Source organism: Mesorhizobium sp. M0174 (assembly GCF_040322275.1).
GTDB lineage: Bacteria > Pseudomonadota > Alphaproteobacteria > Rhizobiales > Rhizobiaceae > Mesorhizobium.
In genome coordinates, this window is sequence record NZ_JAMYTB010000031.1 from 1 (window position 1) to 26,061 (window position 26,061).

General features: G+C 62.4%; 31 protein-coding genes and 2 pseudogenes. 10 read left to right on the top strand and 23 right to left on the bottom strand.

Annotation, left to right across the window (positions count from 1 at the left end; all coding sequences use genetic code 11):
- From NKJ13_RS29275 to NKJ13_RS29295, 5 genes are all read left to right on the top strand, one after another.
- Positions 1-230, top strand: a 230-nt coding sequence (locus NKJ13_RS29275) for a hypothetical protein (RefSeq protein ID WP_352779187.1), incomplete at its 5' end; no start/stop codon positions are given.
- A 352-nt stretch (positions 231-582) separates the two neighbouring features.
- Positions 583-888: a DUF982 domain-containing protein gene (locus tag NKJ13_RS29280; protein ID WP_352509003.1), complete on the top strand. Its 306-nt coding sequence runs from the start codon at positions 583-585 to the stop codon at positions 886-888.
- A gap of 21 nt (positions 889-909) precedes the next feature.
- The gene (locus NKJ13_RS29285; protein ID WP_352479368.1) at positions 910-1,194 is read left to right on the top strand and encodes a DUF982 domain-containing protein; all 285 of its coding nucleotides are present in this window, start codon (positions 910-912) and stop codon (positions 1,192-1,194) included.
- A 352-nt stretch (positions 1,195-1,546) separates the two neighbouring features.
- Positions 1,547-2,185 (top strand): DUF1326 domain-containing protein, encoded by a 639-nt coding sequence (locus tag NKJ13_RS29290; RefSeq protein WP_352509004.1) that lies wholly within the window; start codon positions 1,547-1,549, stop codon positions 2,183-2,185.
- A gap of 4 nt (positions 2,186-2,189) precedes the next feature.
- Complete coding sequence (locus tag NKJ13_RS29295) at positions 2,190-3,062, top strand: DUF2182 domain-containing protein (RefSeq protein WP_352509005.1); 873 nt, start codon at positions 2,190-2,192, stop codon at positions 3,060-3,062.
- A gap of 5 nt (positions 3,063-3,067) precedes the next feature.
- On the opposite strand, the pseudogene NKJ13_RS29300 reads toward NKJ13_RS29295, so the two are convergent.
- Positions 3,068-3,250: pseudogene (locus NKJ13_RS29300) on the bottom strand (multicopper oxidase domain-containing protein); the annotation flags it as partial.
- A 121-nt stretch (positions 3,251-3,371) separates the two neighbouring features.
- Entirely contained in the window at positions 3,372-4,124 is a 753-nt protein-coding gene (locus tag NKJ13_RS29305) for a TetR/AcrR family transcriptional regulator (protein ID WP_352740991.1), read from the bottom strand.
- On the opposite strand from NKJ13_RS29305, the gene NKJ13_RS29310 reads away from it, so the two are divergent.
- The gene (locus tag NKJ13_RS29310; RefSeq protein WP_352509007.1) at positions 4,123-4,998 is read left to right on the top strand and encodes a class I SAM-dependent methyltransferase; all 876 of its coding nucleotides are present in this window, start codon (positions 4,123-4,125) and stop codon (positions 4,996-4,998) included. The two genes, NKJ13_RS29305 and NKJ13_RS29310, sit on opposite strands and share 2 nt — an antisense overlap.
- Positions 4,999-5,484: 486 nt before the next feature.
- Here NKJ13_RS29310 and NKJ13_RS29315 read toward each other — a convergent pair whose 3' ends face one another.
- The 8 genes from NKJ13_RS29315 to NKJ13_RS29350 form a co-directional block, all read right to left on the bottom strand.
- Entirely contained in the window at positions 5,485-6,039 is a 555-nt protein-coding gene (locus NKJ13_RS29315) for a hypothetical protein (protein ID WP_352479363.1), read from the bottom strand.
- Complete coding sequence (locus NKJ13_RS29320) at positions 6,036-6,824, bottom strand: DsbA family protein (protein WP_352509008.1); 789 nt, start codon at positions 6,822-6,824, stop codon at positions 6,036-6,038. The genes NKJ13_RS29315 and NKJ13_RS29320 overlap by 4 nt, the downstream gene beginning before the upstream one ends.
- A gap of 44 nt (positions 6,825-6,868) precedes the next feature.
- Positions 6,869-7,111: a hypothetical protein gene (locus NKJ13_RS29325; RefSeq protein WP_352509009.1), complete on the bottom strand. Its 243-nt coding sequence runs from the start codon at positions 7,109-7,111 to the stop codon at positions 6,869-6,871.
- Complete coding sequence (locus NKJ13_RS29330) at positions 7,108-7,620, bottom strand: SCO family protein (protein ID WP_352509010.1); 513 nt, start codon at positions 7,618-7,620, stop codon at positions 7,108-7,110. Before NKJ13_RS29330 ends, NKJ13_RS29325 begins: the two co-directional genes overlap by 4 nt.
- The gene (locus NKJ13_RS29335) at positions 7,620-8,168 is read right to left on the bottom strand and encodes a TlpA family protein disulfide reductase (protein WP_254819350.1); all 549 of its coding nucleotides are present in this window, start codon (positions 8,166-8,168) and stop codon (positions 7,620-7,622) included. The genes NKJ13_RS29330 and NKJ13_RS29335 overlap by 1 nt, the downstream gene beginning before the upstream one ends.
- A 7-nt stretch (positions 8,169-8,175) precedes the next feature.
- Entirely contained in the window at positions 8,176-8,616 is a 441-nt protein-coding gene (locus NKJ13_RS29340; RefSeq protein WP_352509011.1) for a DUF411 domain-containing protein, read from the bottom strand.
- Positions 8,617-8,644: 28 nt separating this feature from the next.
- Positions 8,645-10,081 (bottom strand): multicopper oxidase family protein, encoded by a 1,437-nt coding sequence (locus tag NKJ13_RS29345; protein WP_352740988.1) that lies wholly within the window; start codon positions 10,079-10,081, stop codon positions 8,645-8,647.
- Between the two features lie 139 nt (positions 10,082-10,220).
- Positions 10,221-10,604, bottom strand: a complete 384-nt coding sequence (locus tag NKJ13_RS29350; protein ID WP_352779190.1) for a hypothetical protein — start codon at positions 10,602-10,604, stop codon at positions 10,221-10,223.
- Positions 10,605-10,787: 183 nt separating this feature from the next.
- Here NKJ13_RS29350 and NKJ13_RS29355 point away from each other — a divergent pair, with 183 nt between their 5' ends.
- On the top strand, positions 10,788-11,093 hold the full coding sequence (locus NKJ13_RS29355) for a hypothetical protein (RefSeq protein ID WP_352740986.1): 306 nt from the start codon (positions 10,788-10,790) through the stop codon (positions 11,091-11,093).
- Between the two features lie 100 nt (positions 11,094-11,193).
- Here the strand turns inward: NKJ13_RS29355 and NKJ13_RS29360 are convergent, their stop codons facing one another.
- Positions 11,194-11,862, bottom strand: coding sequence for an ArsR/SmtB family transcription factor (locus NKJ13_RS29360; protein WP_352740984.1), 669 nt, complete (start codon positions 11,860-11,862; stop codon positions 11,194-11,196).
- A gap of 70 nt (positions 11,863-11,932) precedes the next feature.
- Here NKJ13_RS29360 and NKJ13_RS29365 point away from each other — a divergent pair, with 70 nt between their 5' ends.
- Both NKJ13_RS29365 and NKJ13_RS29370 read left to right on the top strand, forming a co-directional pair.
- Positions 11,933-12,625, top strand: a complete 693-nt coding sequence (locus tag NKJ13_RS29365; RefSeq protein WP_352740983.1) for an MBL fold metallo-hydrolase — start codon at positions 11,933-11,935, stop codon at positions 12,623-12,625.
- Between the two features lie 78 nt (positions 12,626-12,703).
- A complete protein-coding gene (locus tag NKJ13_RS29370) occupies positions 12,704-13,894 on the top strand; it encodes an MFS transporter (RefSeq protein WP_352740981.1) in 1,191 nt (396 codons plus the stop codon).
- A 56-nt stretch (positions 13,895-13,950) separates the two neighbouring features.
- Here the strand turns inward: NKJ13_RS29370 and NKJ13_RS29375 are convergent, their stop codons facing one another.
- Together NKJ13_RS29375 and NKJ13_RS29380 are read right to left on the bottom strand one after the other, a co-directional pair.
- The gene (locus NKJ13_RS29375) at positions 13,951-14,145 is read right to left on the bottom strand and encodes a hypothetical protein (protein ID WP_352740979.1); all 195 of its coding nucleotides are present in this window, start codon (positions 14,143-14,145) and stop codon (positions 13,951-13,953) included.
- A gap of 160 nt (positions 14,146-14,305) precedes the next feature.
- Positions 14,306-14,562: pseudogene (locus tag NKJ13_RS29380) on the bottom strand (KUP/HAK/KT family potassium transporter); the annotation flags it as partial.
- 123 nt (positions 14,563-14,685) lie between these two features.
- Here NKJ13_RS29380 and NKJ13_RS29385 point away from each other — a divergent pair.
- Positions 14,686-15,330: a hypothetical protein gene (locus NKJ13_RS29385; protein WP_254819357.1), complete on the top strand. Its 645-nt coding sequence runs from the start codon at positions 14,686-14,688 to the stop codon at positions 15,328-15,330.
- Between the two features lie 163 nt (positions 15,331-15,493).
- On the opposite strand, the gene NKJ13_RS29390 is transcribed toward NKJ13_RS29385, so the two are convergent.
- The 10 genes from NKJ13_RS29390 to NKJ13_RS29435 form a co-directional block, all read right to left on the bottom strand.
- Entirely contained in the window at positions 15,494-16,405 is a 912-nt protein-coding gene (locus NKJ13_RS29390; protein WP_352740977.1) for an ABC transporter permease, read from the bottom strand.
- A complete protein-coding gene (locus NKJ13_RS29395) occupies positions 16,402-17,502 on the bottom strand; it encodes an ABC transporter permease (protein ID WP_352691291.1) in 1,101 nt (366 codons plus the stop codon). The genes NKJ13_RS29390 and NKJ13_RS29395 overlap by 4 nt, the downstream gene beginning before the upstream one ends.
- Positions 17,499-19,022 (bottom strand): ABC transporter ATP-binding protein, encoded by a 1,524-nt coding sequence (locus NKJ13_RS29400; RefSeq protein WP_352779192.1) that lies wholly within the window; start codon positions 19,020-19,022, stop codon positions 17,499-17,501. The genes NKJ13_RS29395 and NKJ13_RS29400 overlap by 4 nt, the downstream gene beginning before the upstream one ends.
- A 2-nt stretch (positions 19,023-19,024) precedes the next feature.
- Complete coding sequence (locus tag NKJ13_RS29405) at positions 19,025-20,119, bottom strand: BMP family ABC transporter substrate-binding protein (protein WP_352704845.1); 1,095 nt, start codon at positions 20,117-20,119, stop codon at positions 19,025-19,027.
- Positions 20,120-20,146: 27 nt separating this feature from the next.
- Positions 20,147-21,526 carry an amidohydrolase gene (locus tag NKJ13_RS29410; RefSeq protein WP_352704690.1) on the bottom strand — a complete coding sequence of 460 codons (1,380 nt, stop codon included), beginning with the start codon at positions 21,524-21,526 and terminating at the stop codon, positions 20,147-20,149.
- A gap of 1 nt (position 21,527) precedes the next feature.
- Positions 21,528-22,187, bottom strand: a complete 660-nt coding sequence (locus NKJ13_RS29415) for a glutathione S-transferase family protein (protein WP_254819361.1) — start codon at positions 22,185-22,187, stop codon at positions 21,528-21,530.
- Positions 22,184-23,029 carry an aromatic ring-hydroxylating dioxygenase subunit alpha gene (locus NKJ13_RS29420; protein WP_352704694.1) on the bottom strand — a complete coding sequence of 282 codons (846 nt, stop codon included), beginning with the start codon at positions 23,027-23,029 and terminating at the stop codon, positions 22,184-22,186. The genes NKJ13_RS29415 and NKJ13_RS29420 overlap by 4 nt, the downstream gene beginning before the upstream one ends.
- Positions 23,026-23,676, bottom strand: coding sequence for an aromatic ring-hydroxylating oxygenase subunit alpha (locus NKJ13_RS29425; protein WP_352704696.1), 651 nt, complete (start codon positions 23,674-23,676; stop codon positions 23,026-23,028). The genes NKJ13_RS29420 and NKJ13_RS29425 overlap by 4 nt, the downstream gene beginning before the upstream one ends.
- Positions 23,677-23,818: 142 nt before the next feature.
- The gene (locus tag NKJ13_RS29430; RefSeq protein WP_254819364.1) at positions 23,819-24,088 is read right to left on the bottom strand and encodes an acylphosphatase; all 270 of its coding nucleotides are present in this window, start codon (positions 24,086-24,088) and stop codon (positions 23,819-23,821) included.
- An 817-nt stretch (positions 24,089-24,905) separates the two neighbouring features.
- Positions 24,906-25,940 carry a LacI family DNA-binding transcriptional regulator gene (locus NKJ13_RS29435; RefSeq protein ID WP_352704847.1) on the bottom strand — a complete coding sequence of 345 codons (1,035 nt, stop codon included), beginning with the start codon at positions 25,938-25,940 and terminating at the stop codon, positions 24,906-24,908.
- Positions 25,941-26,061: the final 121 nt, after the last annotated feature.

The following is a 26,061-nucleotide window of genomic DNA, read 5'->3' on the forward strand; positions in this document are numbered from 1 at the left end:
CACCGAACACTCTCTCCACGGCATCAACACCTCCCGGCAAAAACCGAAAAGTGTTACCTATGTGTCCGGTACAAATCGTCACCTATGTCTCGGGCCGCTCACTGCTGCCATTGCCCGCCGGTGCGCAGGAAAGCTCGGCCGCGAGCTCCGGCAGCAACGGCAATTCGACGACCACCGGCTGGCTGCGCACCTTGCTTTTGTCTGTCTCGTGTCTGTCTTGCACGGCTTGATCCGGATCCACTTCTCCACGGGTCGGACTGCCCAGTCGGCAAAAGGGCGGCTGCGGCGTGACAATAGGACAGGAGAAGAGGCCGATCTCGTCCGCGTTCTACGCAGATGGTGAACGTGTGCCATAGACCAAGCGAGTGACGTTCGTTCAACCCACCGGCTGGACCGAGCGGGCCGTCGCCTGAGTAGCACTCACCGTGTCCGTCGTAACCGAGGACTTTTGTCGGATAGCGCACTGGCTTCATGCGGTCTTGACGTCGAAAATCGGCCTTCACATATTTCCCGCAGGTCGCTGCCGATTGCTGGGGCGACCATCCTCAACCACCTGAAATCGTTCAAAGATTGGAGGTTTCGATGAGCGAGAGAACATTTGAGAGTCCCGTGTTCGTGAGAGCCGCGGAAGGTCTCATTCAAGAGATCGCCTGTCTTGAGGATGCTTTCGATTTTCTCGACGAATGGCCGAAGCATCGGCGAGGCGTGATCTACGAAACGGCAACGCGCGCGTGTCACCGCGCCTACGACGGTCTCATACCGTTAAAAGTCGCGCGGGATGCGTTCGCCGGCTTTGCCCGCTCCGTGAAGATCCTCGAGGACGTCGCAACGGCGATGCCTTGGGTGGCGGCCGCAAAGTCGGGCGAGACGGGCGGCGTTGCCGCCTGACCGTTTCGGAGGGAGGAAATCATGCTTTCTCAGCCCTTCGAAAAGCCCGTTCGCGTCTGGGTCGGACTCGGGTTCCCGAGGCAGCTGAATTCGGTCGTGGATGCCTACCAGTTCGTCACCGACTGGTGCGGGAACAGCCCTGAACAAAGGGCTGCGATCCGCGCCTGTAAAGCCGCTTTGGCCGGCGAGATCGACGCGGAGACGGCGCGCGGCGTTCTCGTGCAGTTCGCCAGGAAGAAAGACATCCTGGTCGAAGACGGAATGATGCCGCCGGTCACCACTACCGGGCAGGTTCTGCAAGCTTGATCCGCGGGCGGTTTCAGAGGCGGTGGCCATCGGGCCGCCGCCCAAAAGGTGCGCCGTGCGAAAACGCGCGCGTCGATGCGCCGGCAGAGTTTGCTGGCGGTTTCTATGTGCACCGCACTCCACTGGGTTGGGCGGTGAGCAAGGTTAAGGTCACAAGCTGTCAGACGTTGCGCCTGTTTCGCTGACTAGATGGGGTAACGGACCGCCAAAAAGCCGCGAGCGGAGCGCGCCACCCAAGCGCCGTAGCAAAGTGAGCCGCCCGCTTAGCGGCCCATTACCCGCCTAGGTAAGACGTGGCGCCGCGAGCGCCGATGGAGTAATCTTGCCCCATCAGTTCTCGGGAGTAAGAGCCATGAACGCAGTTCCTCGATGGCGGCTCGCAGGCGACTGGTTCGACATCTGCAGCTGCGACATCCCTTGTCCTTGCGAATTTGCACAGCGGCCGACCGGCAATCACTGCCAGGGCGTGCTCGCCTGGCACGTGCGTGAGGGCCAATACGGCGACGTGAAGCTCGACGGCCTGACGCTGGTGGCGCTCGGAGAGTTCGAAGGCAATCTCTGGGCCGGCGAGGCAAAGGCCGTCATGGGCATGTACCTTGATGAGAAGGCCAACGAGAAGCAGCGCGAGGCGCTGCAGACCATCTTCGGCGGGCAGGCCGGCGGCTGGCCGGCGGGCTTTGCCGCCAACATTGGCGAACTGCGCGGCATGGAGTTTGTGCCGATCGCCTTCGAGGTGGCGGGCGACCTCGCCACCTGGCGGGTCGAGATCCCTGGCCGCGTCGTCGGGCGTGCGGAAGCGCTTTCGGGGCCGACTACCCCACCCGGCAAACGCGTGCAGACGATCAACCCACCGGGCTCCGAGGTCGGTCCCGGCCAGGTTGCCACCTGGGGCCGTTCCGTCGAGGTCAGCACCAAGGGCTTCGGCCTCGACTGGACGGGCACTGCCCGCTCGAGCAAGCACATACCGTTCGAGTGGACCGGCCCGAGCTAAGGCGGTGGCAGACCCACGCGCCATCGGCCGGTTCTCCTTGCCGCCGCTTGTCACAAGGCTGGGCGGCGTGCCACTCGGCCTGCTTGCTTCCATCGCGCTGCTGACGGCGGCAGCCTGGGCGGTGACGCTCTACCAAACCCTCAGCATGAACATGCCGATGGGCATTGCCGTGCGCGGCCGGATGGGAGGCGTGGAGGGTATGGCCGGCATGGCGATGGGCGGCATCGCCGCCGAGCCTTGGTCGATCGGCAACGCCGCCGTGTTTCTCGCGGTATGGACCGTGATGATGGCGGCGATGATGCTGCCTGCTGCTGCGCCGATGATCTTCATGTTCGCGTCGGCACAGTCAAGGCGCGAACGCCGCGTTGCAGTTCCGACCTGGATCTTCGTCGCCGGCTATATCCTCGTCTGGGCTGGAGCCGGCTTTCTAGTGTATGCGCTGGTCCAGCTCGGCAGCGATATCGCGATGAGCTTCGATCCGCCTCAGCGTTCGCGTTGGGCGCCGCTCGCGCTCGGCGCCACGCTCGCAGCGGCTGGGCTCTACCAGTTCACGGCGGCCAAGCACATCTGCCTCGGGCACTGCCGCTCGCCACTGGCCTTCATTGCCGAGCACTGGCGCGACGGGCGGATCGGCGCCCTTCGCATGGGGCTGCGGCACGGCCTGTACTGCCTCGGCTGCTGCTGGGCGCTGTTTGCCGTTCTGGTCGCGGCCGGTGTCATGAGCCTCGCCTGGATGCTGCTTTTGACGCTGGTCGTCTTCGTCGAGAAGCTGTTGCCGCGCGGCCGCCGCTTCGAGGCGACGGTGGGGATCGCGTTGCTCGCACTCGGCATCGCGGTGGCGAGCGGCGCGGTGGCGATGCCATGGATGGCAGGGTAGCGCCGACGGCGGCTCGGCCCGACATTAACGGCGTCGGCAAGGAAGCGGGCCGAAGGGAAAATCGTCTCTCCGTCGCGGGCGACCACCTCGAAGGGTCCGCCATGGATGTGCATGGGGTGGATGAAGCCGTTGTTGGTGCCGATGAAACGCACTTTCAGGGTCTCGCCGACCTTCACGCGGATCGTCTCTGGCGCGAGCCGCTGGAGTGGAGCTTTCTCGCCATCGGCACTTCGGCAAGTCCAGCCCGATAAGTCCTCCTGGCGACCGCTATCAGGCGCCACGTCTGCCGCCGCCAAGGCCAATCCCGTTTTACGAATCGGAGCCTGATATATCCCAGGCGCCGACACCGTTTCCCGCCATTCCCTGGAACAGATCATCCGCTTGCGCCGGTGAAAGGTTCGTGTCGGTGGCGACCCACCAGGTGAGGACCGCAAGAAATGCGCCGGCGATGAACTGGACGGCGAATTCGACGGGCACTCCACCTCCACCGACCCGCTTTCCGACAAGTTCTGCTCGGACGGCGCGCCGGATACGCTCGCGCAATTCGTCATGGATCGTGTCGCCGCTGCTCGCAAGCAGCGCGTGGTGAAGCGACCGGAACGCAAGTGCGTGTTCGAACATGGGAAGGCTAAACGCAAACAGGCGAGCACCAATCTCCTGACTTGCCGACATGCGCCCACGGCTTAGCGACCCCAGATGCGCCTCGATGGTCGCGCTGCGTAGAGCATCCTTGTCTGCGTAGTGGGTATAGAAGGTAGACCTGCCGACATTTGCTCTCTGACAAATGTCGTCGACCGTTTTGGCCGCATATGCGTGCTCCGGGATCAGGGCAATAAGCGCATCCTGCAGCAGCGCGCGCGTCCGCGCGACGCGGCGATCGATGGTGTTTGAGTCGCTCGTTCGGTCGATTTTTATGGTCATCGCCACGTTCGGCGCCTGCTTCTGGACATTCAAAGCTCTGGTGTCCGGAATCTCATGCTGGACATTGTGTCCAGTATGATACGCCAAGTCCAGAAGCTCAAATCGTATATTGGACAGGCCGCAACGGAAGGTCGCCGACATGCACTTATCTGGTCACCGCGCCGGCAACGGACGGCATTCGCGCAAGGGCGTGATCGCGATGGCCCTGCTTGCCAAACTGTCGCTCGTCGCCGGCTTCCTCTTTCTGGGCAATTTTGGCATGGGCTACATCGGCGCCGGCGCCTGGGTGGCGGCGTTCCACGGCCTTATCCTAGCGGCAATCGCGATCGTATTGCTCTGGGGCTTCCTTTCTCGCATAGGCCTCGGCGGAAAAGGCACGCACGGCGCGAGCGACAGGGGGATCGGCATCGTCCTGCACCGGGCGGCGGGCTATGACTGGCTTGCGCGCGTTCTGACCCTCGGCCGCGAGGGGCGGTTTCGCGAGCACATGCTTCGCTTGGCGAAGCTCCGGCCCGGCGAAGCGGTGCTTGATGTCGCCTGCGGGACGGGAACCCTTGCGATTGCCGCGAAGCGGCTAGTGGGTTCTGATGGAGGCGTCACGGGCGTCGATGCTTCGGCTGAAATGATCGAGAGGGCGCGCGCCAAGGCCAAAAGGTCTGGCCTCGATCTGACCTTCGTCAACGGGACGGCGCAGAAGCTTCCCTTCAAGGACGCGCAGTTCGACATTGTGATCGGTACGCTGATGCTGCATCATCTGTCGAAGCCCGTTCGATCGGCCTTCGTCCGCGAGGCAGCACGCGTCTTGAAGCCCACTGGCCGGCTGTTGCTTATCGATTTCGGCAGGCCGGTACGCAAGTCCAGATTGCCGAGACTTCATCGACATGGTCACGTGGACATGAATGGGATCGCCTCGTTGTTGACCGAGAGCGGATTCAAGGTCGGCGACATCGGCGCCGTCGGAACCAAGAACCTGAACTATGTTCGCGCGACGACGGACAAGGTCCGATCAGCGTGACCGAGGCATGCGACAGCCGCCAGACTTAAGCGTCGCCCCGAAAAGTCACGCGACATGGAGCCCGAGCCTCGAAGGGTAGCAGTCTGGCGGGTCGTGCGAACTGAGCGCCAGCCTTGCCGACTCGTGGCAGGGTCGTCGACGTGGGGCGTGACGGCAAGCCCCTGATCCGCATCGTTGCTGATCTCGGCCGAAGCCCGCCTCGGCGGCCAACGCCTCGGCGCTTCAATCGGTCAGTGTTGTAGATATTTGACGAGCGCCGCAATCGCGAGCACGAGGGCGACCAACACCAGGATCCAGATGAGGCCCATCCCGCCCATCAACCACATGCCCCCTGACCCATCCATCATGGAAATGATCCTCTGGCGCGAAGGCTGAGTTCGCCGCCCACGATTGGCGAGTGCAAGCTAAGTTAAGTCGCCGGCAACCTCCGTCAAGACAACGGTGATTCCGGTTACAGAACGGGGAAAGATGCATACTCCGGCAATTCTACATTCCCCCGCCGCAGCCGTCGGACAGGTCCCATACGTTCACAATTTGCCTGCCGTCAAAGCCGTGTTCGTGGATCAGGTATTTCGCCAGTCCGCCATACACTCTCCAGCGCCAGCACGGGCAGCAGCAGGGGCCCTTCTCCTCGGAATTGGCCATCGCGTAATCGTATGCCTTCTGCTCGTCCCCGGTGAGCTTCAGATCGTAGTAAGGCAGCATCTGCTGCGCGGTCGCCGCCGGTATGTCGTACGGGTCGCTGGGGATCATCGGGATGGCGCGATATTGGGTAAGCCCATTTACCTGCTCGCGATAGCGTTTCAATTCCATCGGGCTGCAGCACGAGCCCTTGATGCGCGCCATCGCGGGCATGGTCGCGATCGACTCGGTAAACTTGGCCGAGCAGGTGCTGTTGCCGCTCTCGCTAAGATCTTTGAACCGTTTGGTCAATTCGGGATCGTCGGCAGCGATTGCCAAATCCGGTGCGAGAAAGCCTGCAGCCGCGGCGGCGCCGAAGACGCCGAGAATGACGGTGCGTCGGTTTGGGGTCCTTGTCATTTGCCGCTCCTCGCCTGCTCGATGAGCTTCTTCAGCGTCGCAAGATCGGTGGCGCCGGGAAAAATCTGGTCGCCGGCGATAAATCCCGGCGTTCCCGTTATTCTCAGCGCCTGGGCCAGTTCCATGTTGCGGTCGATCAGCGCCTGGATGTCCGGCTGCCGCATATCGCCCTTCATGCGCTCGACGTCCAGCCCGGCCTCGGCGGCGATCTTGAGGACGGCCGCCTCGGTCACCCTTGTCTTGGACCCATAGAGCGCCTTGTGAAACGCTGTGTATTTGCCCTGCTTGTCGGCGGCGAGCGCCGCCTTGGCCGCGAACACCGAATCTGGGCCGAGGATGGGGAATTCCTTGTAGACGATCCTGAGTTGCGGATCGTCGGCCGCAGCCTGTTCCATGACCGGCGCCATCTGCCTGCAATAGGGGCAATTATAGTCGAAGAACTCGACCAGGGTAACGTTGCCCTCGGCGTTGCCGCCGACTGGACTTTGCTTGTCACGGAAGATGTCGTCCGCGCGCGCCTTGAGCACCTGCCTGGCCTGGGCTGCATCTGCTTCACGCTGGCGCTGGTCCAGGCTTTTCAGCGCCTGCACGAGAACCTCCGGATGCGCCAGGATATAGTCGTGTATCCGCTGGTCGAACTGATCCTGGGACATTTCGCCTGCAGCATTCGCCTGTATGGCTTGAAAGCCCGGATCGAGCAGGAACCATCCTGTCAGGCCGGCAAAGAGCAGGGCGCGGGCGATGCCGCTGCAATACCTGGCTGCATCTCTTGGCTTGGTGAACATGCGCGTCTCCCTTTCTTGTCGTCGAGAATGTCGGTGCCTCTCCGTCAAAAGAGGCTCTTCAATTTTGCCAGCCAGCCTTCGTCCCGTTCGTGGTGCGTGCGCTCGACATTGTTAGTGAGCGCGTTGACGAAGGTGACGAGATTGACGGGCGCGAAGTTCAGGCCGTGGAAATTCGCCCGCCAGCGGCCCTCCTTGTCGATCACATGCGTGACGATCCCGTGCATCTGGTAGCCATCATTGGTCAGGCTGAATTTGTGACCGAAGGCTTCCGCCAGATTGCGGGTCATATCCTCCGGCTGGCCCGGGGCAGTGGCCAGGAACAGCCAGTTGACAGGGTCGAGCCCATGCGCCGGTCCATAGGCATTGAGCACATCGGCTTGTCCTTTGTGGGGTCGGTGGTGATCGTCACGAAGGTGACCTGATCCTTCATCGGCGTGCTATTCACCATCTTCTGGATCTCGGCGATCTTCTCGGCATGCAGCGGGCAGACGTCCGGGCACGATGTGTAGATGAAATGGAGGACGACGACCTTGCCGATGAGGTCGGCCGGCCGCACGATGCGACCGTCGGCGGTGCGCAGCGTGAAATCGGGCGTTGGCCTGTCGATCTGCTGGAAATATTTCTCGTCGTTCTGCAGCATGGCGTCGACTTCGTCCATTGAATGCGCCCGCGCTCCATGCGTGAAGCCGGCGATCAGCGCGGTGAAGACGATCAGGGCGCACAACAGACGCATCCATTCGTTCCAAGCGGATGAAACGTCCCGAACCGTCGGCTCGTCCCGGTTTCTGGCAAGCATCAGCCTTTTCCTTTCGGGCTAGCGGCAATACGGCTGCGGATGAAATCGACCATGTCGGGAGAATCCCATTCAGCCGGCCCGATCAGCCGGCCAATCTCCTTGCCGTCGCGGTTGATAAGCACGGTCATCGGCAGGCCCACCGCGCCGAGCGTGAACATGACTTTGGCCGAGGTATCGATGTTCAGCGCAAGGTGTGTCACGCCGGTCTCGGCGAAGAATTTCTTCACGGCGTCGGGACCCTTCCGGTCCATCGACAGCGCGACGACCTCGAAATCCGGTCCGCCGAGCTTGGCCTGCAGCCGATCAAGCGTAGGCATTTCCTTGCGGCAGGGCGCGCACCATGTCGCCCAGATGTTGAGCAGAACCACCTTACCGGAGAAATCGGCGAGCGTTTTCGGCTTGCCGGTGCCGTCCTCGAAGCTGATTTCCGGCACGGCGGCGGGCGTATCGAGCAGTGTGAAGTTCTCAGATGCCCCCGCTGCCACGGAGGGCGGCGGAAACGCCAGCAGCGAGCAGACAAGGAAGATAGCCCATTTGCACTTGATCACGGTGCGCTCACTCGGTCGCATAGACGGTCGGCGCCTTGCCGTCCTTGGTGAAGGCGTAGATCGTCCAGGTCTCGGACTTCTCGCCGCCCATGCCGGGCGCGCCTGCCGGCATGCCGGCCAGCGTGATGCCGCTGATAGCTGGCCGCTCGGTCAACAGCTTCTTGACGATTTCGACTGGCACAAGGCCGTCGACGACATAGCCGTCGACCATCAGTGTATGGCAGCCCTCAAGGTCCGCCGGCACGCCGGCATCGCTGCTGATTTGAGAGAGATTGTTGACCGGCTTGATATCGACCTTGAAGCCATTGTGCTCAAGGTAGTTGGCGTAGGATTCACAGCAGCTGCATTGCGGGTTCTTGTACATGACGGCGTTGATAGTCGCGGCGAAGGCGGGCAGCGGCGTTGCGATCAGCAGGGACAGTGCGGCAAGGCGGTAGGTCAGTTTCATTGCAGTTCTCCTTGGTTGGATAAAACTTTCAGGTCACGTGGAACACTGTCATCAGGCCGGCCATCTGGTGATCGGCGACATGGCAGTGCAGCATCCAGTCACCGGGATTGTCGGCAACGAAGGCGCATTCGATCGTGTCCTTGGGGGCGAGCAGCACCGTGTCCTGCCATTGCCGGTGCGGTACCGGCAAGCCGTTGCGCGAAAGCACCGACAGGCTGAAGCCGTGAACGTGCATGGGGTGCCACCAGGCGGTTTCGTTGCGCACAGTGAGGTGGCAAGTCACGCCGCGTTTGAGCGTAAACTGCGGCGCCATGCCGGCATCGCCATCGCCGGTCATCGACATGCCGTTGATTGCCCAGGCGGCGGCGCCGTTCATGCCGGGCATCGCCATGCCCATCATACCGCCGACGCCGGCCAGCTTGCCGCCGCCCATCATGCCGCCTTGCAGGACGATCTCATGCCGTTCGGCCTTGGCCAGATCGGGGGCCGGCAGCGGATTGGCGGGCAGGCGACGCGGCGCATCGAGAAGATGGTGGCGCAGCGGCGGCGCCTTGTCATAGGCAAGCGTTGTCAGCGTGTAGACGAGGCCGTCATAGAAGTCGTCGACCACGGCGTGCCTGCTGCCGGGACCGCCCTGCATGTCGAGCATAATGTCGATGCGCATGGCCGGTGCCAGCACCAGGCGGCCGTCTTCCGGTTCATGCGGGTCGCAGGGCTGGCCGTCGACCGCGACGATCACCGGACGGTGACCCTCGAAGCGCAGCGCCACCATGCGGGCAAGGCAGGCATTGGCGAGCCGCAGTCTGACGCGCTCACCTGCCGTCACGCTCAGGTCGGCCGGCGCCGCGCCGTTGATGGTGACGGCATTGCCGACGCGGCCCGACATCGACGCATCCATCATGCTGCCGAAGCCGCCGGCGATCTGGCCGTCACTGGTGAGCCGCCAGTCCTGCAGCAGCCAGAGGAGATCGCGGTCGGCGGCGACGGGCTCCCGTTCCTCAACGATCAGCGGGCCGGCGAGTCCACGGCCGATCTGTACCAGGCTGTCGGCATGCGAATGGTACCAGAAGGTGCCGGCATCTGGCGGCGTGAACTCATAGACGAAGTTCTCGCCCGGTCCGATCGGCCTCTGGGTCAGGTCCGGCACGCCGTCCATGGCGTTCGGCAAACGGATGCCATGCCAATGGACGGTCGTGTCTTCGTCTAGTCCGTTCTCGACAGTGATGCGGACCGGCTGGCCCTGCCGCAGGCGCAATGTTGGGCCGGGGGTGGTGCCGCTATAGGTCCAGACTGCGGTAGACGGACCTTCGGCGCCATTGAGCAGCGCCTGGCCCGGGCCGACCTTGATCCGGCGCTCGTCCTCGGTCGAGGCGCGTGCAGGACGCAGCGAGCAGGACACGGCAGCGCCCGCCGCCGCCGCAAAAAACCCGCGGCGCGATATCGAATGACTGAAATCGTATTTCACCCTGCTAGCCCTTTGCGATCTCGATCGATGGCGAGCCACTCGGCATCGAACTGGAATGCTGTATGCGCCCGCGCGCGCAACGATGCGCAACACAGGCGATCAGGCGCCGGGAATCAGCCGCGTCACGGCTGAAACGGCGTCAAGCGCTGAGTCGGGGAGGGTATGGGTCGGGTAGGGAACTTCGTCCCTGCAGGAACGGGGCAGCTTGCGTCGATGGCTGCTGCACGTGGAGAACTGCCGTCACCGCGAGGTCTTGCGGCAGCACCGCCAGCACCGGTGCGATGCAGGTCGGCGGACAATGCATCGGGTTGCCACTGTCGCCGATGTCTTTGAGGCACGCCCTGCAGTCGCCGTTCATGGAAGCACCGGCCAAAGTGCCTGTGCTGGCACCGGTGGACATCGCCATAGCGTCCGCCATCTTGGCCGACATGACGCTGGCCTGAGCGGCAGACAGGCTGAACCCGGCGGTCAGGAAGACCGCTATTAGCATGACGAGGAGATGCTTTGGCGACAGCCGGGCCATCATCCGCCTACGCTGGCCGCAAAATGCAGCTTTTGCAAGTCCCCGATGCTGCGACATCAAGACTTACGCGATAAGCTCCGGATTGGCTTCGGTGAATTCAGCGTGCGGAACGAATGATGGCTAGTTCCTTCATCGCGAAGGGCCCGGTCGATCAGCACGAAATAGGGCGGTGGTCCAAGCACCGTGATCTGGCCGGCCGAGGTGATGCTGATCAGCAGGCGGCACCCCGACGCGAAAAGCTGCTCGGCGACCGGCACGGCGAACGAGGAGCCGACCGCACAGCCAAATGATGCCAAGCGTCTGGCCATCCAGTTCGAACTCGTGAAGGACGGTATGATAGCAGGCCCAGCCCGACGATGGGCGGGCGCGGCCTTCTTTGCGCAACCGGCGCACTATGTCGCCGTCCGGATCAAGGACACACACAGAAGGCATACGTTCCGGCGACAGGCCTTTTTGCCGCCGCGCCTCGCGAAGCATGTTTCAACCTGAAACACGGACTCGGCCGAATAGTCCTTCAGCTCAAGCAGCGGTGATCGCGGAACTGGTGGCGTCATGTTGTTCGATCGAAAACTTTTGGCTGCGGGACCACTCAGGCCGCTGCCTCAATTGGAAGGCCTGCGGCCTTCCAATCGGGATACCCGTCCTCGAGCCGGTGAGCGACATACCCTCGCGCCCGCAGTGCCGCGACAGCCTCGAACGAGAGAACGCAATAACGGCCGCGGCAATAGGCAATGACCTCGCGGTTCGCGGGAAGTTCCGCCAGCCGGTTTTCAAGTTCAGCGAACGGGATGTTGAGCGCCCCCGGTAGATGTCCGAGCGCGAATTCGTCCTCCGACCGGACATCGAGAACCGTGACAAGGCCATCACGCAACCTTGAGACAAGCTCTTCACGCGACACAGCCTCCAAGGCGTCGCGAGCCTGGAAATAGTCGGTCATGACGCGGTTGACCTCGGCGACGTTCCGCTCGCCCACGCGCCCCAGAGCCTTCATTAATTCAACCACCAGAACATCTCCTGAAAGGCGATAGAGCATATGCTTGCCATGCCGCTCGGCCTCGACAAGTCGCGCGCGTCGAAGGATTTGAAGGTGGCGCGAGGCGTTGGCAAAGTTGAGGCCGGCCCGAGCCGCTAGTCCTTCGACGCTGCGTTCACCCTGTGCGAGGTGCTCCAGCAATTCCAGCCGATGCGCATGCCCGAGCGCCTGAGCCACCTCTGCAAGGCTGGCGAAAATCGCCTGTTTTGGTCCAATGCTTGACACGACTGTTCCTCGGTGAAACATTCAGCAGAATAATTGAATATTACCGCAGGCGAGGTAGGGAGCGCAAGCCATGATCCTCCGTCAATTCCTCCATTCCGATCCCGTCGCCGCATCCTACCTGTTCGGATGTGGTGGAAAATCGGCCGCTGCGGTGGTCGATCCGGTCGGTGACATTGCGCCTTACCTTAGGGTCGCCGAGGCGACGGGCATGCGCATCCTCTATGTGGTCGACACGCACATCCATGCCGACCACATTTCCGTCGGGCGGGCGCTCGCTGCAGCGTCCGGCGCGGAATACCTGCTCTTCGAAGGCGCGGAGGCCGGGTTCCCGTTTCTGCGCGCCATGCACACGCCCGGGCATACGCCGGAGCACATTTCGCTTTTGGTCACCGATCGGACACGCGCGAGCGAGCCGTGGTTCGTGCTGACAGGCCACACGCTGATGGTTGGCGATCTCGGGCGAACCGAACTGGCAACCGACGCCGAGGCCGGCGCGCGGACGCTGTTTTCCAGCGTGCGCCGTCTCAAGCAACTGCCGGATCACGTCGAGGTGCTGCCCGGCGCATATTCCGGCTCGGTCTGCGGGCGCTCGCTCAGCGGCAAGCCGACATCGACGATTGGCTTCGAGAAGCGCTTCAACAAAGCATTCCGCATTGAGGACGAGGGCACCTTCGTCGCCACGATGGTCGCCGACATACCACCTCCGCCGCCGGATGCGGCGCGCAACCGAGCCACCAATGCCGGGTTGGCCGCCGCGGCCTGACCGATGGGCGTTTCGCGGTCAGCAGGCTCGACTGTCAGACTTGGGCTTAGGGAAAACTGGCGGCAGTTTGCTCTCCTGATGCTGGTGAATGCTTTTGTCGGCGGCATGGTCGGGATCGAGCGAACGGTCGTGCCCCTCATCGGATCGGAAGAGTTCGGCATCACGTCAACGACACTTGTCGTCTCCTTCATCGTGAGCTTCGGCGTGGTCAAGGCGCTTGCCAATCTCGTCTCCGGCCAACTCGCCGATAGCTGGGGGCGCAAGCGCGTTCTCGTCCTCGGCTGGCTTGTCGGCTTGCCGGTTCCGTTCATGATCATCTGGGCTCCGAGCTGGGGATGGGTGATTGCGGCCAATGCACTGCTCGGCATCAATCAGGGACTGGCCTGGTCGATGACTGTGGTCATGAAGGTCGATCTCGTCGGTCCGAAATCACGTGGCCTTGCAGTCGGCCTCAATGAATTTGCCGGCTATCTCGCCGTCGGCGTAACGGCATTCCTCACGGGCTATCTCGCTTCGCGATACGGCCTGCGCCCGGTGCCCATCTATCTCGGGATCGGCTACGCCATCGTCGGCACCGTACTGTCGGTGCTGCTAATCCGTGACACGCGCGACCACCTCCGGTTGGAAACATCCGCTCACGCAATGCAATCCGCGCCGATCAGTTTCCGGGAGGTGTTTGCGCTGACCTCGTTCCGGAATCGCAATCTGTTCGCGGCTTCGCAAGCCGGCCTAGTCAACAACCTCAACGACGGCATGAGCTGGGGTATTTTCCCATTGTTCTTCGTGTCCTTCGGACTTGGCATCGAGCGCATCGGCATCCTGAAGGCGGTCTATCCCGCAACATGGGGAATCCTGCAGGTCGTCACCGGCCCCTTGAGCGATCGCTGGGGCCGCAAGGGCCTGATCGTCGCAGGGATGTGGACCCAGGCCGGCGGTCTGTTTCTTACCGCCGCCACGGGCCGGTTCGAATGGTGGCTCATCGGCAGTCTTCTGCTCGGCCTTGGAACGGCAATGGTCTATCCAAGTCTGATCGCTGCCGTTTCCGACGCCTCGCATCCCAGCTGGCGCGCCCGCTCGCTCAGCGTCTATCGGTTCTGGCGCGATCTCGGCTACGCGATCGGCGCGCTCTCAGCAGGTCTCATCGCCGATCGCTTCGGGCTCTCGTGGGCGGTAACATCGATTGCCGCATTGACGTTTGTCTCTGGCGCAATTGTTGCCATCGCGATGCAGGAGGCCGCCAAAGGTTCGCGCCAACCTTCCCGCAGATAGTCGACCGGGGGTCGGCCTGATATTCGATGGCACTCACGGACTCGCTCACGCTCATCCTACGGTACATTGGTGTTGCGCAACTGGCCATCATTGCCGGCCTGGCCGTTCGTGATCTGCGCTTCAGTCTCGTCGGCTACCTCGTTGCGGTGTTCTGCTTTGGGGTCGCCTCCAGCACCAGATTGCGAGCCTGCCGGCTCGGCAATCCTTAGCGTGTAGTATTCGATCGGAACGCCTCTCGTACCGACGCGCATCAGCTTGTTCCTCGCTAAAGGAACGCGTTCAGGCAGTATGCTCGCATGGGTTGGACAAATCCATATGATGTCGACGCGAGCCAATGCGCCTGTGGGCTCACGTGGGTTGACGGATGGGCAGGTGCCAAGTCGGACCAGCGCCTACTGTATATGCAGAAGCTTAGACAGCCACCTGAGTTCCGATCTCGACCACACGTCCGGTCGGAATCTTGCAATATTCAGTCGCATCAGCCGCCGTGCGCGCCAGCCCGGTGAACAGCTTGTCGTGCCAGACCGGCATGCCGGAATTGGGCGATGTCTTGAGCGAGCGCCGCGACAGCAAGAAGGATCTCGTGATGTCGAACTTCCAGCCTTCTTGCGGCGGATCGCCAGCGCGCGGGGGATGTTGGGCTGCTCCATATAGCCGAAGGTCAGCGTCCCGAAAAAACCTTGGTCAAGCAATGGGGTAGAGCCCTCCAATTTCTGGAGCAGGGAACTTGCTTCTTCACGGGAAACACCGGAGGAATGATGATCAACTGAGAATTGATTCGGAGCTTGTGCATGCGCGGGGTGCAAGCGGCTTTGGCTGCGCTGATTCTGACCGGTTCCTTCACTTCCGCCCTCGCCGACAACAGTTCTCCCTTCATCTATTTTGCAACCGAAGATCCTTTCGCTGCCGGTCAACCGACGAAGAACGACGTCTATGTTTTTGGGGGCGTCTTTGTAACCGGGTCCTTCGGGGATACTATCAACGTCTTCGGAGCCGACTATACGAACAATTACATGATTGGAGCTGCTTACGGCCGTGATTTCGCCGATGTTGGCGCCGGTTTTGTCCTTGGCGGTGTGACTGGGGCTGCCATAAGGTTTGGCGAGGACGACGATACATCCGGAGAGCTTTGGGCCGGGATGCGGCTTCGCCACCAGGGCCTTGTCATCGGCGATCTGGCGATTGCGCCAGCGCTGACGGCCGGTGTCAGTGCCGTTACAGGCGTCACCGAGATCGAGCACGCCCGCGAAATCCATTACGATGGCGATGCATCCTTCCTTGGTTTTATCGGCGCGGAGCTTTCTTTCAGACTAAGGCAAGCTCCCAACGTCGAGCTTGTCTATCAACTCCATCACAGATCCGGCGCCGGAGGCACGTTTGGAAACATGGGAGAGGGTTCCAACGCGAATACTGTCGGAGTGCGTTATCGCTTTTAGCTCACGCCTGAATGCTTCGAGTCGGGGCTGACATTCTGTGAGGGTGCGCTGGTTGCCGGCCGCACGCCACGAGAGCGGCCGAGTAGGCGCGCTGGATGGCTTGAGAGCGCGGGCGCAATCCACCATTCTTCACGGGATCCTTGATGGGCCGTACCAAGCGACACTATCGTTCGAAAGGTTCTCCCAGCGAAGCCACGCCGTTGAGCTTGAGCAGACGGCGGTTCGAAGAGATGATGCCGAGCACGATCACGGTCACGAGATAAGGCAAGCTCGATAGAAGTTGCGAGGAAACGTCCAGCCCTGTCGCCTGGGCCGCGAGGCTTGCGAGGGACACGGCGCCGAAGAGGCACGCACCGAGGAAGATACGGCTGGCAAGCCAAGTGCCGAAGACGACGAGCGCAATCGCAATCCAGCCGCGCCCTGCGATCATGCCATCGGCCCAGAGCGGAGTGTAGACCACGGATGCGTAGGCACCGGCGAAACCTGCCAACGCGCCGCCGAAGGCGACCGCGGCGAACCGCACGGCGATCACCGGATAGCCGAGCGCACGGGCCGCCTTGGGGTTCTCGCCGACGGCGCGGACGACGAGGCCTGTTTTGGTGTAGGCGAACATCGCCCAGATGGCGACGGTCGCGGCAAGCGAAAGCCACACGACAACGTCTTGGGCGAACAAGCCGCCGATCACCGGGATATCCGAAAGCCCGGGCAATGAAAGCTTCGGAAGCCCCTTAACCGTGAGGCTCTCATAGCTCTTGCCGAACAGCGCCGAGAGGCCTTGGCCGAGGATGCCTATGGCAAGGCCTACCGCAACCTGGTTTGCGCGAAATCCCAGCGCGATGACGGCAAAGACCAGGGAAAGAGCCGCGCTGGCGAGGCCCGCGGCGAGGAAACCGAGGAGATGCCCGCCGCCTTGATAGACGATAATGAAGGCGATGACGGCGCCGAGGGCCATCAGTCCCTCCACCCCGAGATTGAGGACGCCGGCCCGCTCGGCCACCAGTTCGCCGAGCGCCGCCAGGAGAAACGGCGTAGCCGCCGCCAACATCTCGGCGATGATGAACTCGACGGCGTTCATGACGTGCTTCCGTGGGCGGCATGGCGCCATTCGAGCCGGTAGCGGACGAAGGCAATGGCGACGAGATATGCGAGCAGCAGGCTGCCCTGGAAAACCCTGACCGCAGCGACCGGCAGATTTGCCGAGACCATGGCGTTATCGCCGCCGATATAGAGGGCCGCCATGAGCAACGCGGAAAAGGTGATGCCGACCGGGTGAAGGCCACCGAGATAGGCCACGATGATGGCGGCATAGCCGTAGCCGGTCGAGATGGAGCGCTGCAGCTGGCCGAGCGGCCCGGCCACCTCGGCCGCTCCGGCGAGGCCTGCCGCGAAACCGCCGATGAGCAGGGAAAGCCAGATCGCCCGTCCTTCGTTGAAGCCGGCGTATCCGGCCGCGCGTGGCGCGAGGCCGCCGACCTGCAGCTTGAAGCCGGCGAAACTCCTCTGCATGAAGATCCAGGCCGCAAGGGAGAACGCGCAGGCGATAAGCAGCGAGACGTTGACGCGGGTGCCGGGGATCAGGATCGGCACCATCGCGTCGGACTGGAACATCACCGACTGCGGGAAGTTGAAGCCGTTTGGGTCCTTCCAGGGGCCGAGAAGCAGGTAGTTGAGCAGTTGCGCGGCAACGAGCGCCAGCATGAGCGATACCAGAATCTCGTTTGCATTGAGCTTCACGCGCCAGAAGGCCGTGAGCGACGCCCACAGAGCGCCGCCCAGCGCACCGATGACAAGCATGGAGGGCCAGATCCATTGGCCCGTTGCCTCTGGGAACCAGATGGGAATGGCCGATGCGAAAATCGCGCCGAGGATGAACTGGCCCTCGGCGCCGATGTTGAAGACCTTTGCGCGAAAGCCGATCGCGAGCCCCTGCGCGATCAGCAGTAGCGGCGCGGTCTTAAGCAGGACTTCCGAGAAAGAGGTCCAAGACAGGAAGGGCTCCAGAAGCATCGCGTGGAAAACGGCTACCGGATCGCGGCCCATAAGGAGGTAGAGCCCGAGATTGAGAAGCGTCGCCAAGGCGAGCGCGACGGGCGGGGCGATCAGTTTGACGGGAAGCGAGGCATGCTCCCGGCGAACCAGAACGGGAAGGAGCGGCGCGGACAGAGCGCTCATGCAGGGACCTTTTTAGCCGTCGAATGCGCGCCGATCATGTAGCGGCCGATCTCCTCGGGTCTCGTGTCGCGCGTCACCAGCGGCGGGCTCAGCCGGCCTTGATGGATCACCTGGATCGAATCGCAGAGTTCGAACAGCTCCTCCAGTTCCTCTGAGATGACGAGGATACCCATGCCTTCGTTGCGCAGGGCAATGAGGCGCCGGCGGATGGCGGACGCGGCGCCGATGTCGACGCCCCAGGTGGGTTGCGCCACGAACAGCAATTGCGGGGACAGCATGATCTCTCGACCGACGATGAACTTTTGCAGATTGCCGCCCGAAAGCGCGCCGGCCTCCGCTTCCGAACCGGGCGTGCGCACGTCGTATTGCCGGATGCAGTCCTCGGTGAAAGCCTTCACCTGGTTCGTGTCGACGAGGCCGCGTTTCAACAGGCCGAACGGATGGGCGGTCAGAAGGCTGTTGAGGACGAGCGACATTTCCGGCACCGCGCCGCGGCCAAGCCGTTCCTCGGGAACGAAGGCGAAGCCCAGTCGGCGGCGGGCGGCCGCGTCGAGCGCGCCGACATCCTTTCCCATCATATAGATACGGTCGGACTGTTCGCGCGGCAGCACCGTTTCGCCTGAAATCAACGCTGCGAGTTCACTCTGCCCGTTGCCCGATATGCCCGCGATCCCGAGGATCTCGCCGGCCCGGACCGTCAGGCTGACGTCGGAAAGCGCCACCGCGAAGGGATCGTCCGGCCGATGGTCGAGGCCGACGATTTCGAGGCGCTTTTCGCCGCCGGAATGCGCAAGCGCCGGCATGGGCTGCGGCATGTCGCGGCCGATCATCATCCGGGCAAGGTCGTGCGCGTCGTGGTCGCGCGGGTCCACGCGGCCGGTGATGCGCCCGCCGCGCAGGATGGTCGCGCGGTCGCAGACCGCGCGGATCTCCTCCAGCTTGTGCGAGATGAACAGGATGGAGACGCCGCGGTCGCGCAGCCGCCGTAATGTCTCGAATAGCTTGTCCACCGATTGCGGGGGCAGGACGGAGGTCGGTTCATCGAGGATCAGGAGTTGGGGTTCGGTCATCAGGCAGCGGATGATTTCCACCCGCTGCCGCTCTCCGACAGAGAGCGCGTGCACATGAGCGAGCGGATCGACTTCGAGTCCGAACTCGCGGCCGAGCATGCGGATGCGATCCGCAAGATCCGATTTGCCCCTGGGCACGACCAGCCGGATGTTCTCCACCACCGTCAGCGTCTCGAACAAGGAGAAATGCTGGAAGACCATGCCGATCCCCTTGCGCCTCGCATCCGCCGGGGAAGCGAGGGCCAGGGGTTCCCCTTTCCAGGTCGCCATTCCGGCGTCCGGCTGCTCGACGCCATAGATCAGCTTCATCAGCGTCGACTTGCCCGCTCCGTTTTCCCCGAGGATCGCATGGATCGAGCACGGAGCCACATCCAGATCGATGTCTCTATTGGCATGGATTTGGCCGTAGCTCTTGGAGATGCCGCGCAGCGACAGGAGCGGGGTGGTCATGGTTACTTGGGCAGCGGCGTGGTGACACCCTTGACGTGCCAGTCCATTGCGACGATCTCGGCATCGGTCATCGTTTTGCCGGCGGGGACTCCCTCGCTGCCGTCGGCCTTGGCGAACGGACCGGCAAAGGGCGAGAAGCTGCCGCCGGCGATCTTGGCTTCAACCTCTTTGATCCTGTTCATCATGTCGGCCGGGATACCCGGGTTCCAGTCAACGACCTCTACAACCTTGTCGCCGACACCTAGGAAAGCGTTGACGCCCTTGAACTTACCGGCGAGGTGGGCGTCGACCGAGGCTTTGAAGAAGGGTGACCAATCGGTCGCCACGCAGCCTAGATAGGCTTTAGGCGCATATTTCTTCATCGACGAATTGAGGTTGAAGGCAGGGACGCCGGCCTCCTCGCAGGCCGACACGACGGAGGGCGTGTCCTGCGCGTTGGAGAAGATTACGTCGCATTTCTGCGCCAGCAGCGCCTTGGCGGCTTCCTGCTCCTTGGCCGGATCGAACCAGGAGTTCACCCATACGACCGAAACCTCGACATCGGGTTTCACTGCTTGCGCGCCCAGCGTGAAGGCATTGATGGAGGTGATCAGTTCGGGAATGGCGAAGGCGGAGACCGAGCCGAGCTTGCCGGTCTTTGACAGCGCGGCGGCCGCCATGCCCATCAGGTAGGTACCCTGGAAATATTGGGCCGCGAAGGGCGAGAAGTTCGGCGCTACCTGGAAACCGGAAGCATGCAGCACGGTGACGTCGGGGTTACGGCGCGCGATCTGCAGGGCACCGTTCTGGTAGCCGAAGGAGCCGGCGATCAGGAACTTGTTCCCGTCGGCGACCACCTTGTTCATGATGCGGTCGGCATCCGGTCCTTCCTGTATATTCTCGATGATGGTGACCTTCACCTTGTCGCCGTAGGCTGCCTTCACCGGCTCGAGCCCGTCGGCGAGCGCACGGCCCCAGCCGACATCGCCGACCGGCGACGGGACCACGAGCACGATGCCCAGAGGTTCGTCGGCAGCAAGCGCGCGGCCACCCACCGCTGCGACGAGGCCGGAGGCGGCCGCGCCCTTCATCAATGTTCTGCGGGTAAGATTTGTCAGCATGTAGGTTCCCCTTGTTTTCGGTTTCTAGAATTCCACGGTCGCGAGCGCCGCCTCGGCTTCAGCGAACAGCTGCGCCTCGTCGAGCCCCGGGAACTCGCCCTTGGCCCAGACGATGCGGCCGTTGATCATGGTCATGTCGGTCGGCATCCCGATGCCCACCTTGGCAAGCAGGCTCAGCGGATCGTGCCGCGTGCCGACATAGTCCATGCGCCGCGTGTCGATGGCGAAAAGGTCGGCAGCCATGCCAGGCGTCAGCCTGCCGATGTCGCCGCGCCCGAGCAGCGCCGCGCCCCCGGTCGTCGCATAACCGAGAAAATCGGCCGGCGGCGGAACGGGATGGTCGCGTGTCGATGCCGACAGACATTGCAGCATGTAGGCGGAATGGATGCAGTGCATCAGGTTGGAATTGTCGTTCGAGGCTGCACCGTCGCAACCTAGTCCTATGCTGAGGCCGAAGGCCGACATCGCCGGGATATCGGTGATTTCGGCGCCGACGAGATAGACCGGCTCAGGGCAATGCGAAACGCCGGTGCCGCTTGAGGCCATCTTGCGCAGCTCGTCGTGGGTTAGCTCCCAGCAATGGGCATAGAAGGCATCCGGCCCGCAGAAGCCGATCTCCGCGCAGTAATCCACCGTCCGCATGCCGTGACGGTCCTCGATGACCGGGCTTTCGCCCTCGCCGACATGGGTATGCATACGCACCCCGCGATCACGCGCTAGCGCCACCGATTCCACGAAGGTCTCGCGATAGCAGTTGACTGGCTGGCAGGGCGCGACGGCCACCTGGCGCATGCTGAAAGGACCGGCATCATGATAGGCGTCGATCAGCCGGGCGCAATCGGCGATGAACTCGTCCGTCGTCTCCAGCATGGCATCGGGGATGGTCGAGCCTTTCGATTTCGGTAGCGTGTTGCCGCCGCGTCCGGCATGGAAGCGCATACCGAGGAGTTCGGCTGCTTCGAACTGCCGGTCGACCAGCCGCTTGCCGGCCTTCCACGGAAAGCAATACTGATGGTCGAATGCGGTCGTGCAACCGTGCTTTATCAGCTCGGCCATCGCCGTGACCGAAGCGTGGTAGAAGCATTCCTCGGTCAGCCGCGAGAAAATGGGATAGATGCGGTCGAGCCATTCGATGACCGACAACTTCGTCCAGTCCAGATCGGCGCGGTTGCGCACGAAGCATTGAAAGAAGTGATGATGGGTGTTGACGAGGCCGGGATAGACGAACCAGCCGGCGGCGTCCTGCGTGACGGTCCCGACGGGCAACTCTCCCTTGTCGAGGCCTTCGCCGATGGCCCGTATCGCCGGGCCGTCGGTCAAGACATCGACATTGCGCCGGATGTCCGGACCGTTGCCCTCGTCCACGATGACCGCTGCGCAGTTCTTCAGCAAGTGGCCCGCCAAGTCACGCCTCGCCGGCTTCGAGGACGGGCTCGGGCTTCAGTTCGTGCAGCCGGTGGATACCGGGCATCTCGATGAAGCCCTCGAGACTGCGGATCGCCCGCGACCAGAGCCGGATCGCGGGATAGGGGTCGAGCGAAACGCCGCCGTCCGGCGCCAGCGCCACATAAGGAAAGCAGGCGACGTCCGCGATCGTCGGCCTGTCCGACGCGAGGAAGCGCTGGCCGCGGATATGCTGTTCGACGAGGCCGGCTTCCAGCTCCCGCAGGGCCGCTATCCCCTGCCCATGAAGGGTGGCGATATCGCCCGGACGCAGCAGCATCTCGTGCAAGCGCGCCGCCCCCAGGCTGCCGGTCAGCCGATGCGAGAAGGAAAGCCATTGCTGGACGCGTGCCGCCTGCAGAGCAGTATCGTTGCCCAGCCATTGCGGTGCGGCCTTCGCGGCAAGATAGACCAGCATGGCCGAGGATTCGGTCAGGACGAGGTCGCCATCCTCCAGGATCGGGATCGAACCCGCCGGATTGAGCGCCATGAGTTCGGGACCGCGATGCTCGGCGCCGGGATGGAAATCGACGGGGCGGATGTCAAGCTTCACCCCGGTCAGCGCCGCCATCAGGCGCGCCTTGTAGCAACTCGGGGACAGCACGTAGTCGTAGAGCTTCATTGCGCCACCAGTTGCGCGCCGTAGGTGTAGCCGTGGCGTTTCAGCCAGCGCCGGTAGGCAACCGATGTCAGGTCCGCCCTTGTGGGGATCTCCATGCCCGGATCGAGCGGCAGCAGCCTCGGGATCTGGTTTTCGAGAATCGACCGGTCCTGAAGGAAGATCGTCTGCTGGAAATGGATCAGGTCTGCCATCGATGTTTCGTCGTCGAACAACGCCATCCACGGCCAGACGTCGCACAGGTCTTCGGCAAGCGGCTGCACGAAAAGCGTGATGACGTCCCATTCACCCGGGCGCGGCGGGCAGGTCTTGTAGAGGATCGAGCAGGTCGGCGCAGGCACGCGATACATGTATTCGGTGGTTATGCCGCCTTCCGCCGACTTGGCGGCCTGCGGCTGGTAGAACTTCACCTGGGTCGCCCAAACCTCGTCTTCGTCCTCCCGTATCTCGACCTTGTAGTTCGGGACTTCCGTGTGCGGTTCGGCCCCCAATATGTCCGTATGCACGAAGGGGAAATGCGCAATGTCCAGGAAGTTCTCCACCGCGCGCAGCGGCGAGCAGCGCACGCGCACAACCCCGACATCGACGAGCCGGCGGCCGGGCTGATCAGCCTCGGGGATGGCAAAGAGCGCCTTTTGCGGGTCGCCGAGCGACGACCAGACATGGCCGTAGCGGATGCAGACCGGCAGGGCACGTCCGTTGCTGCCCGTAACCTTCGCGTTTCCGTCTGCGCCGAGCCTCACCCCGATCGGCTCGCCCATGAGCGCCGTCTGGCGCTCATGCGTGTCAAGCCGGCCGGCAAGGCCGACCGGATACCATTGGTCGATCATCGCGTTGCGGGTCATTGGGCGACGCCACTGCGCAGAATATCCTCGGCCGTCCGCCGTAGCGTCTCGGCTGCCCTCGACGCAGCGATACGCTTGGCCGGACCAGTGCCTTCGTCGACCAGAACATGCATCAGCGTCCGCGCTTTCCCCTGGGGGGTGAGCAGCAGCCGTAGGGTCTGGGCATTTTGCGCGTAGTCGAGCAGGCCTCCGTCGGCCTTCGTACCGGCGGCCGCCTCCAGCGCGGCAATGCCCGCCTCTACTATCATGGAGCGAAGAGGGGCCAGGCCGTCGAACCGCGGCGGCCGAGCGGTGGGTTCGCCTACGGAAATCCATATGATTCCGCCGCTGTCCTCGACGGGCTGTGTTGCGACACCAATCGTTTCCGGCGGCGTCAGGCCCGGATGGGCCGGAATGCGCAAGCAGTTTCCGGCCTGGGCATAGCTCCAACCGTGATAGATGCAGGACAGGGCCTCACCGCGCACGAAACCACGGGAAAGGCGCATGCCGCGATGAGGGCATCTGTCCGCGAAGGCCGCCGCGCGGCCGGACCGGCTTCGCCAAAGGGCAATCGGTCCGACCGGGGTTTGCGCCGGCATTACGGTTCCCGCTGGCAAGTCCGCGGAGAGGGCAACTGGCATCCATGGGCCGGACGGATAGGGCAGCATGCATCAACCTTCGAAAGACATCGACCCATCTTCCCAAATGCAGATTCGCGGTCAAGACATGACGATCAGCCCGATCACGTTTGCACAATATTTTCGCACTGGCAACAATGCCCAAAAAAGAGGCAGAGGCCCTGGTCCCAACCTAGCCTGATTCGTTCTCTATCGGCGTCCGACGAATGGCCTCGACCCAGACATCGATTGGTCCAAGAGAGCACCCCATCTCCATCATATCGACCAGTTCCGCGGGACCGGCAACGTCGAGTTCGATCCGGTCGGCACCGGCAACGAATATTGCCGGCGCGAGGCCGAGCTTGGCGGCATGACGCTCGATCCATGGAAGAAAGGATGCCGCTTTGACATCGCCGAGGATTGTCATGCGCTCGCGCGTAAAACGTCGATCTTGCTCGTTCATGAAGGACCCTAGCAACGAAATTGATATACAGATACGTCGTATCCAATCACGTGGCTAAGGGCGTGAAAAGGCGGGCGGATCTTTCGCCGACAAGGACGCTCGTCATCCTCGCCGACCGGTCAAGACCGGTCGCTGCCGTCCCGATGCTCCTTGGTAAGCGACAGACCTTTGACGGGCCATGTCCGGTAGCCCGTCATCGAGGGATCGGTTCGGAACTGCGTCGCAAGATCGGTCATCCGGCTCCAGGACTTTCCTAAAAGCGTATTTTCGGGAAACCAAGCCAGACGGCACCTGCGGAATAGTGGCGCCGGGGTCGCGGAACCATACGGAACGATGCGCGAAGATTTCTGATTTATACGAAAGGAGTACAATTCATTGAGGTCGGCCAGGAACCACCGACGGCTGGCGGTTGGCCAACTCCTGAAGGGCTCACGCAAAGGGCTGTATCGATGGCCACAGCGTTGGTTGTTCAAAGCGCTGCAGCCGGGATTGCTCGGCGCCGGAGATGGCGCGCAGCTCTTCGTGGATGATGCGAAGCAGGCATTTGGTGTGGCCAATTTCAAAGCGTCCGGTGGGGGCGGAACGATACGAGACAATACGGGAAACTCTCTGATTTAGGCCCACGAAAAAGCCAATAAAATCAATAGTTCGAGGACGTCCTCCAACAGTGCGCGACAGTGACCGTCCTACCAATAATGAATGGTGCCTTTAAATTGTTCATGCAGTCTCGACGAGGTTCGGAACCAGCGATCGGCAGCCTTGGCCGGACTAGCCCGATCCGCAAAGCACCGCTTGAATCATCGCCGAGATAAAAGCGTCAGATGTTTTCCGGCGTGACTATTTCAAAAGGTATAGACCGCTGAAGGGTCGCGACCGGTGCTTGCGGTCCAATCACGTCAATCATCGTCTGCACAAGGAGAGCCGAGGTCGCCTCGAGTGGATGACAAAGAGCTGCAGTGATCATTCCCTCGGACAAGCCTTTTCGCGTATCGGGGCCAATGTCACGGCAAACCAGCTTGATGCCCGCCCGCCTTTCGGCAGGGATCTCTCGAAGCGCACGGAGCACTCCAGTTATTCCGCCGCCCACGATCAGAATTCCTACGAGATCATCAGTCGTCTTCAGGAGTTCGGCCACCATACGGTAAGCCTCGCTCGATTCCTCATGAGTAGGGCGACTTTCTTCCACTGTGAGCCGCGGAGCGTGTTCGCGCAAATACGAACGGAAGCTGGCATCTGAAACGTCTTGGCATTGATATCGGTGATTTCCTATGAAAACCGCAATGCGACCCGGACCTTGGGTGGTTTGCGCAATCAAGAATGCCGCCGTACGCCCCAGCTTCCAGTTGTCTGTGCCCACGTAGGCCGCTCTTTCCGGCGCGGATTGGTCGGTAATGTAAGCAACAACGGGCTTCCCAATTTCCTTCAGTGAACGGATGGCCTGTCCTATGATAGGGTGATCTGGTGCGATCACCGCGACTGCGTCGCAGGTGTTGCCGAGCGCGATAAGGCGGCTAGAGATAGTCTCCGGCGTCAGTAGATCCACAAACTCGACGATGGCCTCGACCACCTCATCGCGACGATCGCGACAGGCTGCGATGATTTTCTTCCCGAACAGTTGGTAGAGTTCACGGGTCGATTGCTGCAACAGGAAACCCAATCGATGATGCGGCGATATTTTCTTGGCACGGTCGTCGATCGCTCCGATCCCATAGAAGCCGATTTCTTCGGCTGCTCTTTGTACGCGTTGAACAGTCTTTGGGCGAACCGAGACAGTGCCGCTGAGGATTCTGTTCACGGTCGCTACGGATACGCCGGCGGCTTGAGCGAGGTCGCGAATCGTAGGCCGCCTCATTAATCCTCCCAATGCTGTATCATCATGATTGCCCCTAAATGATACGAATGCGATCTCCATACTATTTTTGTATTCCGATGATATCAAGCCTCCGATATGAATCGCCTCCGCACTAGAGCCC

What these genes read in the sequence shown, in the direction of transcription:
- NKJ13_RS29325 (WP_352509009.1), bottom strand. Translation starts at nt 7,111, where the DNA reads ATGACCCGCAATCTGGCGGAAGCCTTCGGTCACAAATTCAGCCTGACC.
- NKJ13_RS29365 (WP_352740983.1), top strand. Translation starts at nt 11,933, where the DNA reads ATGATCCTCCGTCAATTCCTCCATTCCGATCCCGTCGCCGCATCCTAC.
- NKJ13_RS29340 (WP_352509011.1), bottom strand. Translation starts at nt 8,616, where the DNA reads ATGAAACTGACCTACCGCCTTGCCGCACTGTCCCTGCTGATCGCAACG.
- NKJ13_RS29310 (WP_352509007.1), top strand. Translation starts at nt 4,123, where the DNA reads ATGCACTTATCTGGTCACCGCGCCGGCAACGGACGGCATTCGCGCAAG.
- NKJ13_RS29375 (WP_352740979.1), bottom strand. Translation starts at nt 14,145, where the DNA reads ATGCGCGTCGGTACGAGAGGCGTTCCGATCGAATACTACACGCTAAGG.
- NKJ13_RS29415 (WP_254819361.1), bottom strand. Translation starts at nt 22,187, where the DNA reads ATGAAGCTCTACGACTACGTGCTGTCCCCGAGTTGCTACAAGGCGCGC.
- NKJ13_RS29330 (WP_352509010.1), bottom strand. Translation starts at nt 7,620, where the DNA reads ATGCTTGCCAGAAACCGGGACGAGCCGACGGTTCGGGACGTTTCATCC.
- NKJ13_RS29430 (WP_254819364.1), bottom strand. Translation starts at nt 24,088, where the DNA reads ATGAACGAGCAAGATCGACGTTTTACGCGCGAGCGCATGACAATCCTC.
- NKJ13_RS29290 (WP_352509004.1), top strand. Translation starts at nt 1,547, where the DNA reads ATGAACGCAGTTCCTCGATGGCGGCTCGCAGGCGACTGGTTCGACATC.
- NKJ13_RS29435 (WP_352704847.1), bottom strand. Translation starts at nt 25,940, where the DNA reads ATGAGGCGGCCTACGATTCGCGACCTCGCTCAAGCCGCCGGCGTATCC.
- NKJ13_RS29315 (WP_352479363.1), bottom strand. Translation starts at nt 6,039, where the DNA reads ATGACAAGGACCCCAAACCGACGCACCGTCATTCTCGGCGTCTTCGGC.
- NKJ13_RS29400 (WP_352779192.1), bottom strand. Translation starts at nt 19,022, where the DNA reads ATGACCACCCCGCTCCTGTCGCTGCGCGGCATCTCCAAGAGCTACGGC.
- NKJ13_RS29425 (WP_352704696.1), bottom strand. Translation starts at nt 23,676, where the DNA reads ATGCTGCCCTATCCGTCCGGCCCATGGATGCCAGTTGCCCTCTCCGCG.
- NKJ13_RS29350 (WP_352779190.1), bottom strand. Translation starts at nt 10,604, where the DNA reads ATGGCCCGGCTGTCGCCAAAGCATCTCCTCGTCATGCTAATAGCGGTC.
- NKJ13_RS29305 (WP_352740991.1), bottom strand. Translation starts at nt 4,124, where the DNA reads ATGTCGGCGACCTTCCGTTGCGGCCTGTCCAATATACGATTTGAGCTT.
- NKJ13_RS29390 (WP_352740977.1), bottom strand. Translation starts at nt 16,405, where the DNA reads ATGAACGCCGTCGAGTTCATCATCGCCGAGATGTTGGCGGCGGCTACG.
- NKJ13_RS29420 (WP_352704694.1), bottom strand. Translation starts at nt 23,029, where the DNA reads ATGACCCGCAACGCGATGATCGACCAATGGTATCCGGTCGGCCTTGCC.
- NKJ13_RS29395 (WP_352691291.1), bottom strand. Translation starts at nt 17,502, where the DNA reads ATGAGCGCTCTGTCCGCGCCGCTCCTTCCCGTTCTGGTTCGCCGGGAG.
- NKJ13_RS29370 (WP_352740981.1), top strand. Translation starts at nt 12,704, where the DNA reads ATGCTGGTGAATGCTTTTGTCGGCGGCATGGTCGGGATCGAGCGAACG.
- NKJ13_RS29385 (WP_254819357.1), top strand. Translation starts at nt 14,686, where the DNA reads ATGCGCGGGGTGCAAGCGGCTTTGGCTGCGCTGATTCTGACCGGTTCC.
- NKJ13_RS29285 (WP_352479368.1), top strand. Translation starts at nt 910, where the DNA reads ATGCTTTCTCAGCCCTTCGAAAAGCCCGTTCGCGTCTGGGTCGGACTC.
- NKJ13_RS29320 (WP_352509008.1), bottom strand. Translation starts at nt 6,824, where the DNA reads ATGTTCACCAAGCCAAGAGATGCAGCCAGGTATTGCAGCGGCATCGCC.
- NKJ13_RS29280 (WP_352509003.1), top strand. Translation starts at nt 583, where the DNA reads ATGAGCGAGAGAACATTTGAGAGTCCCGTGTTCGTGAGAGCCGCGGAA.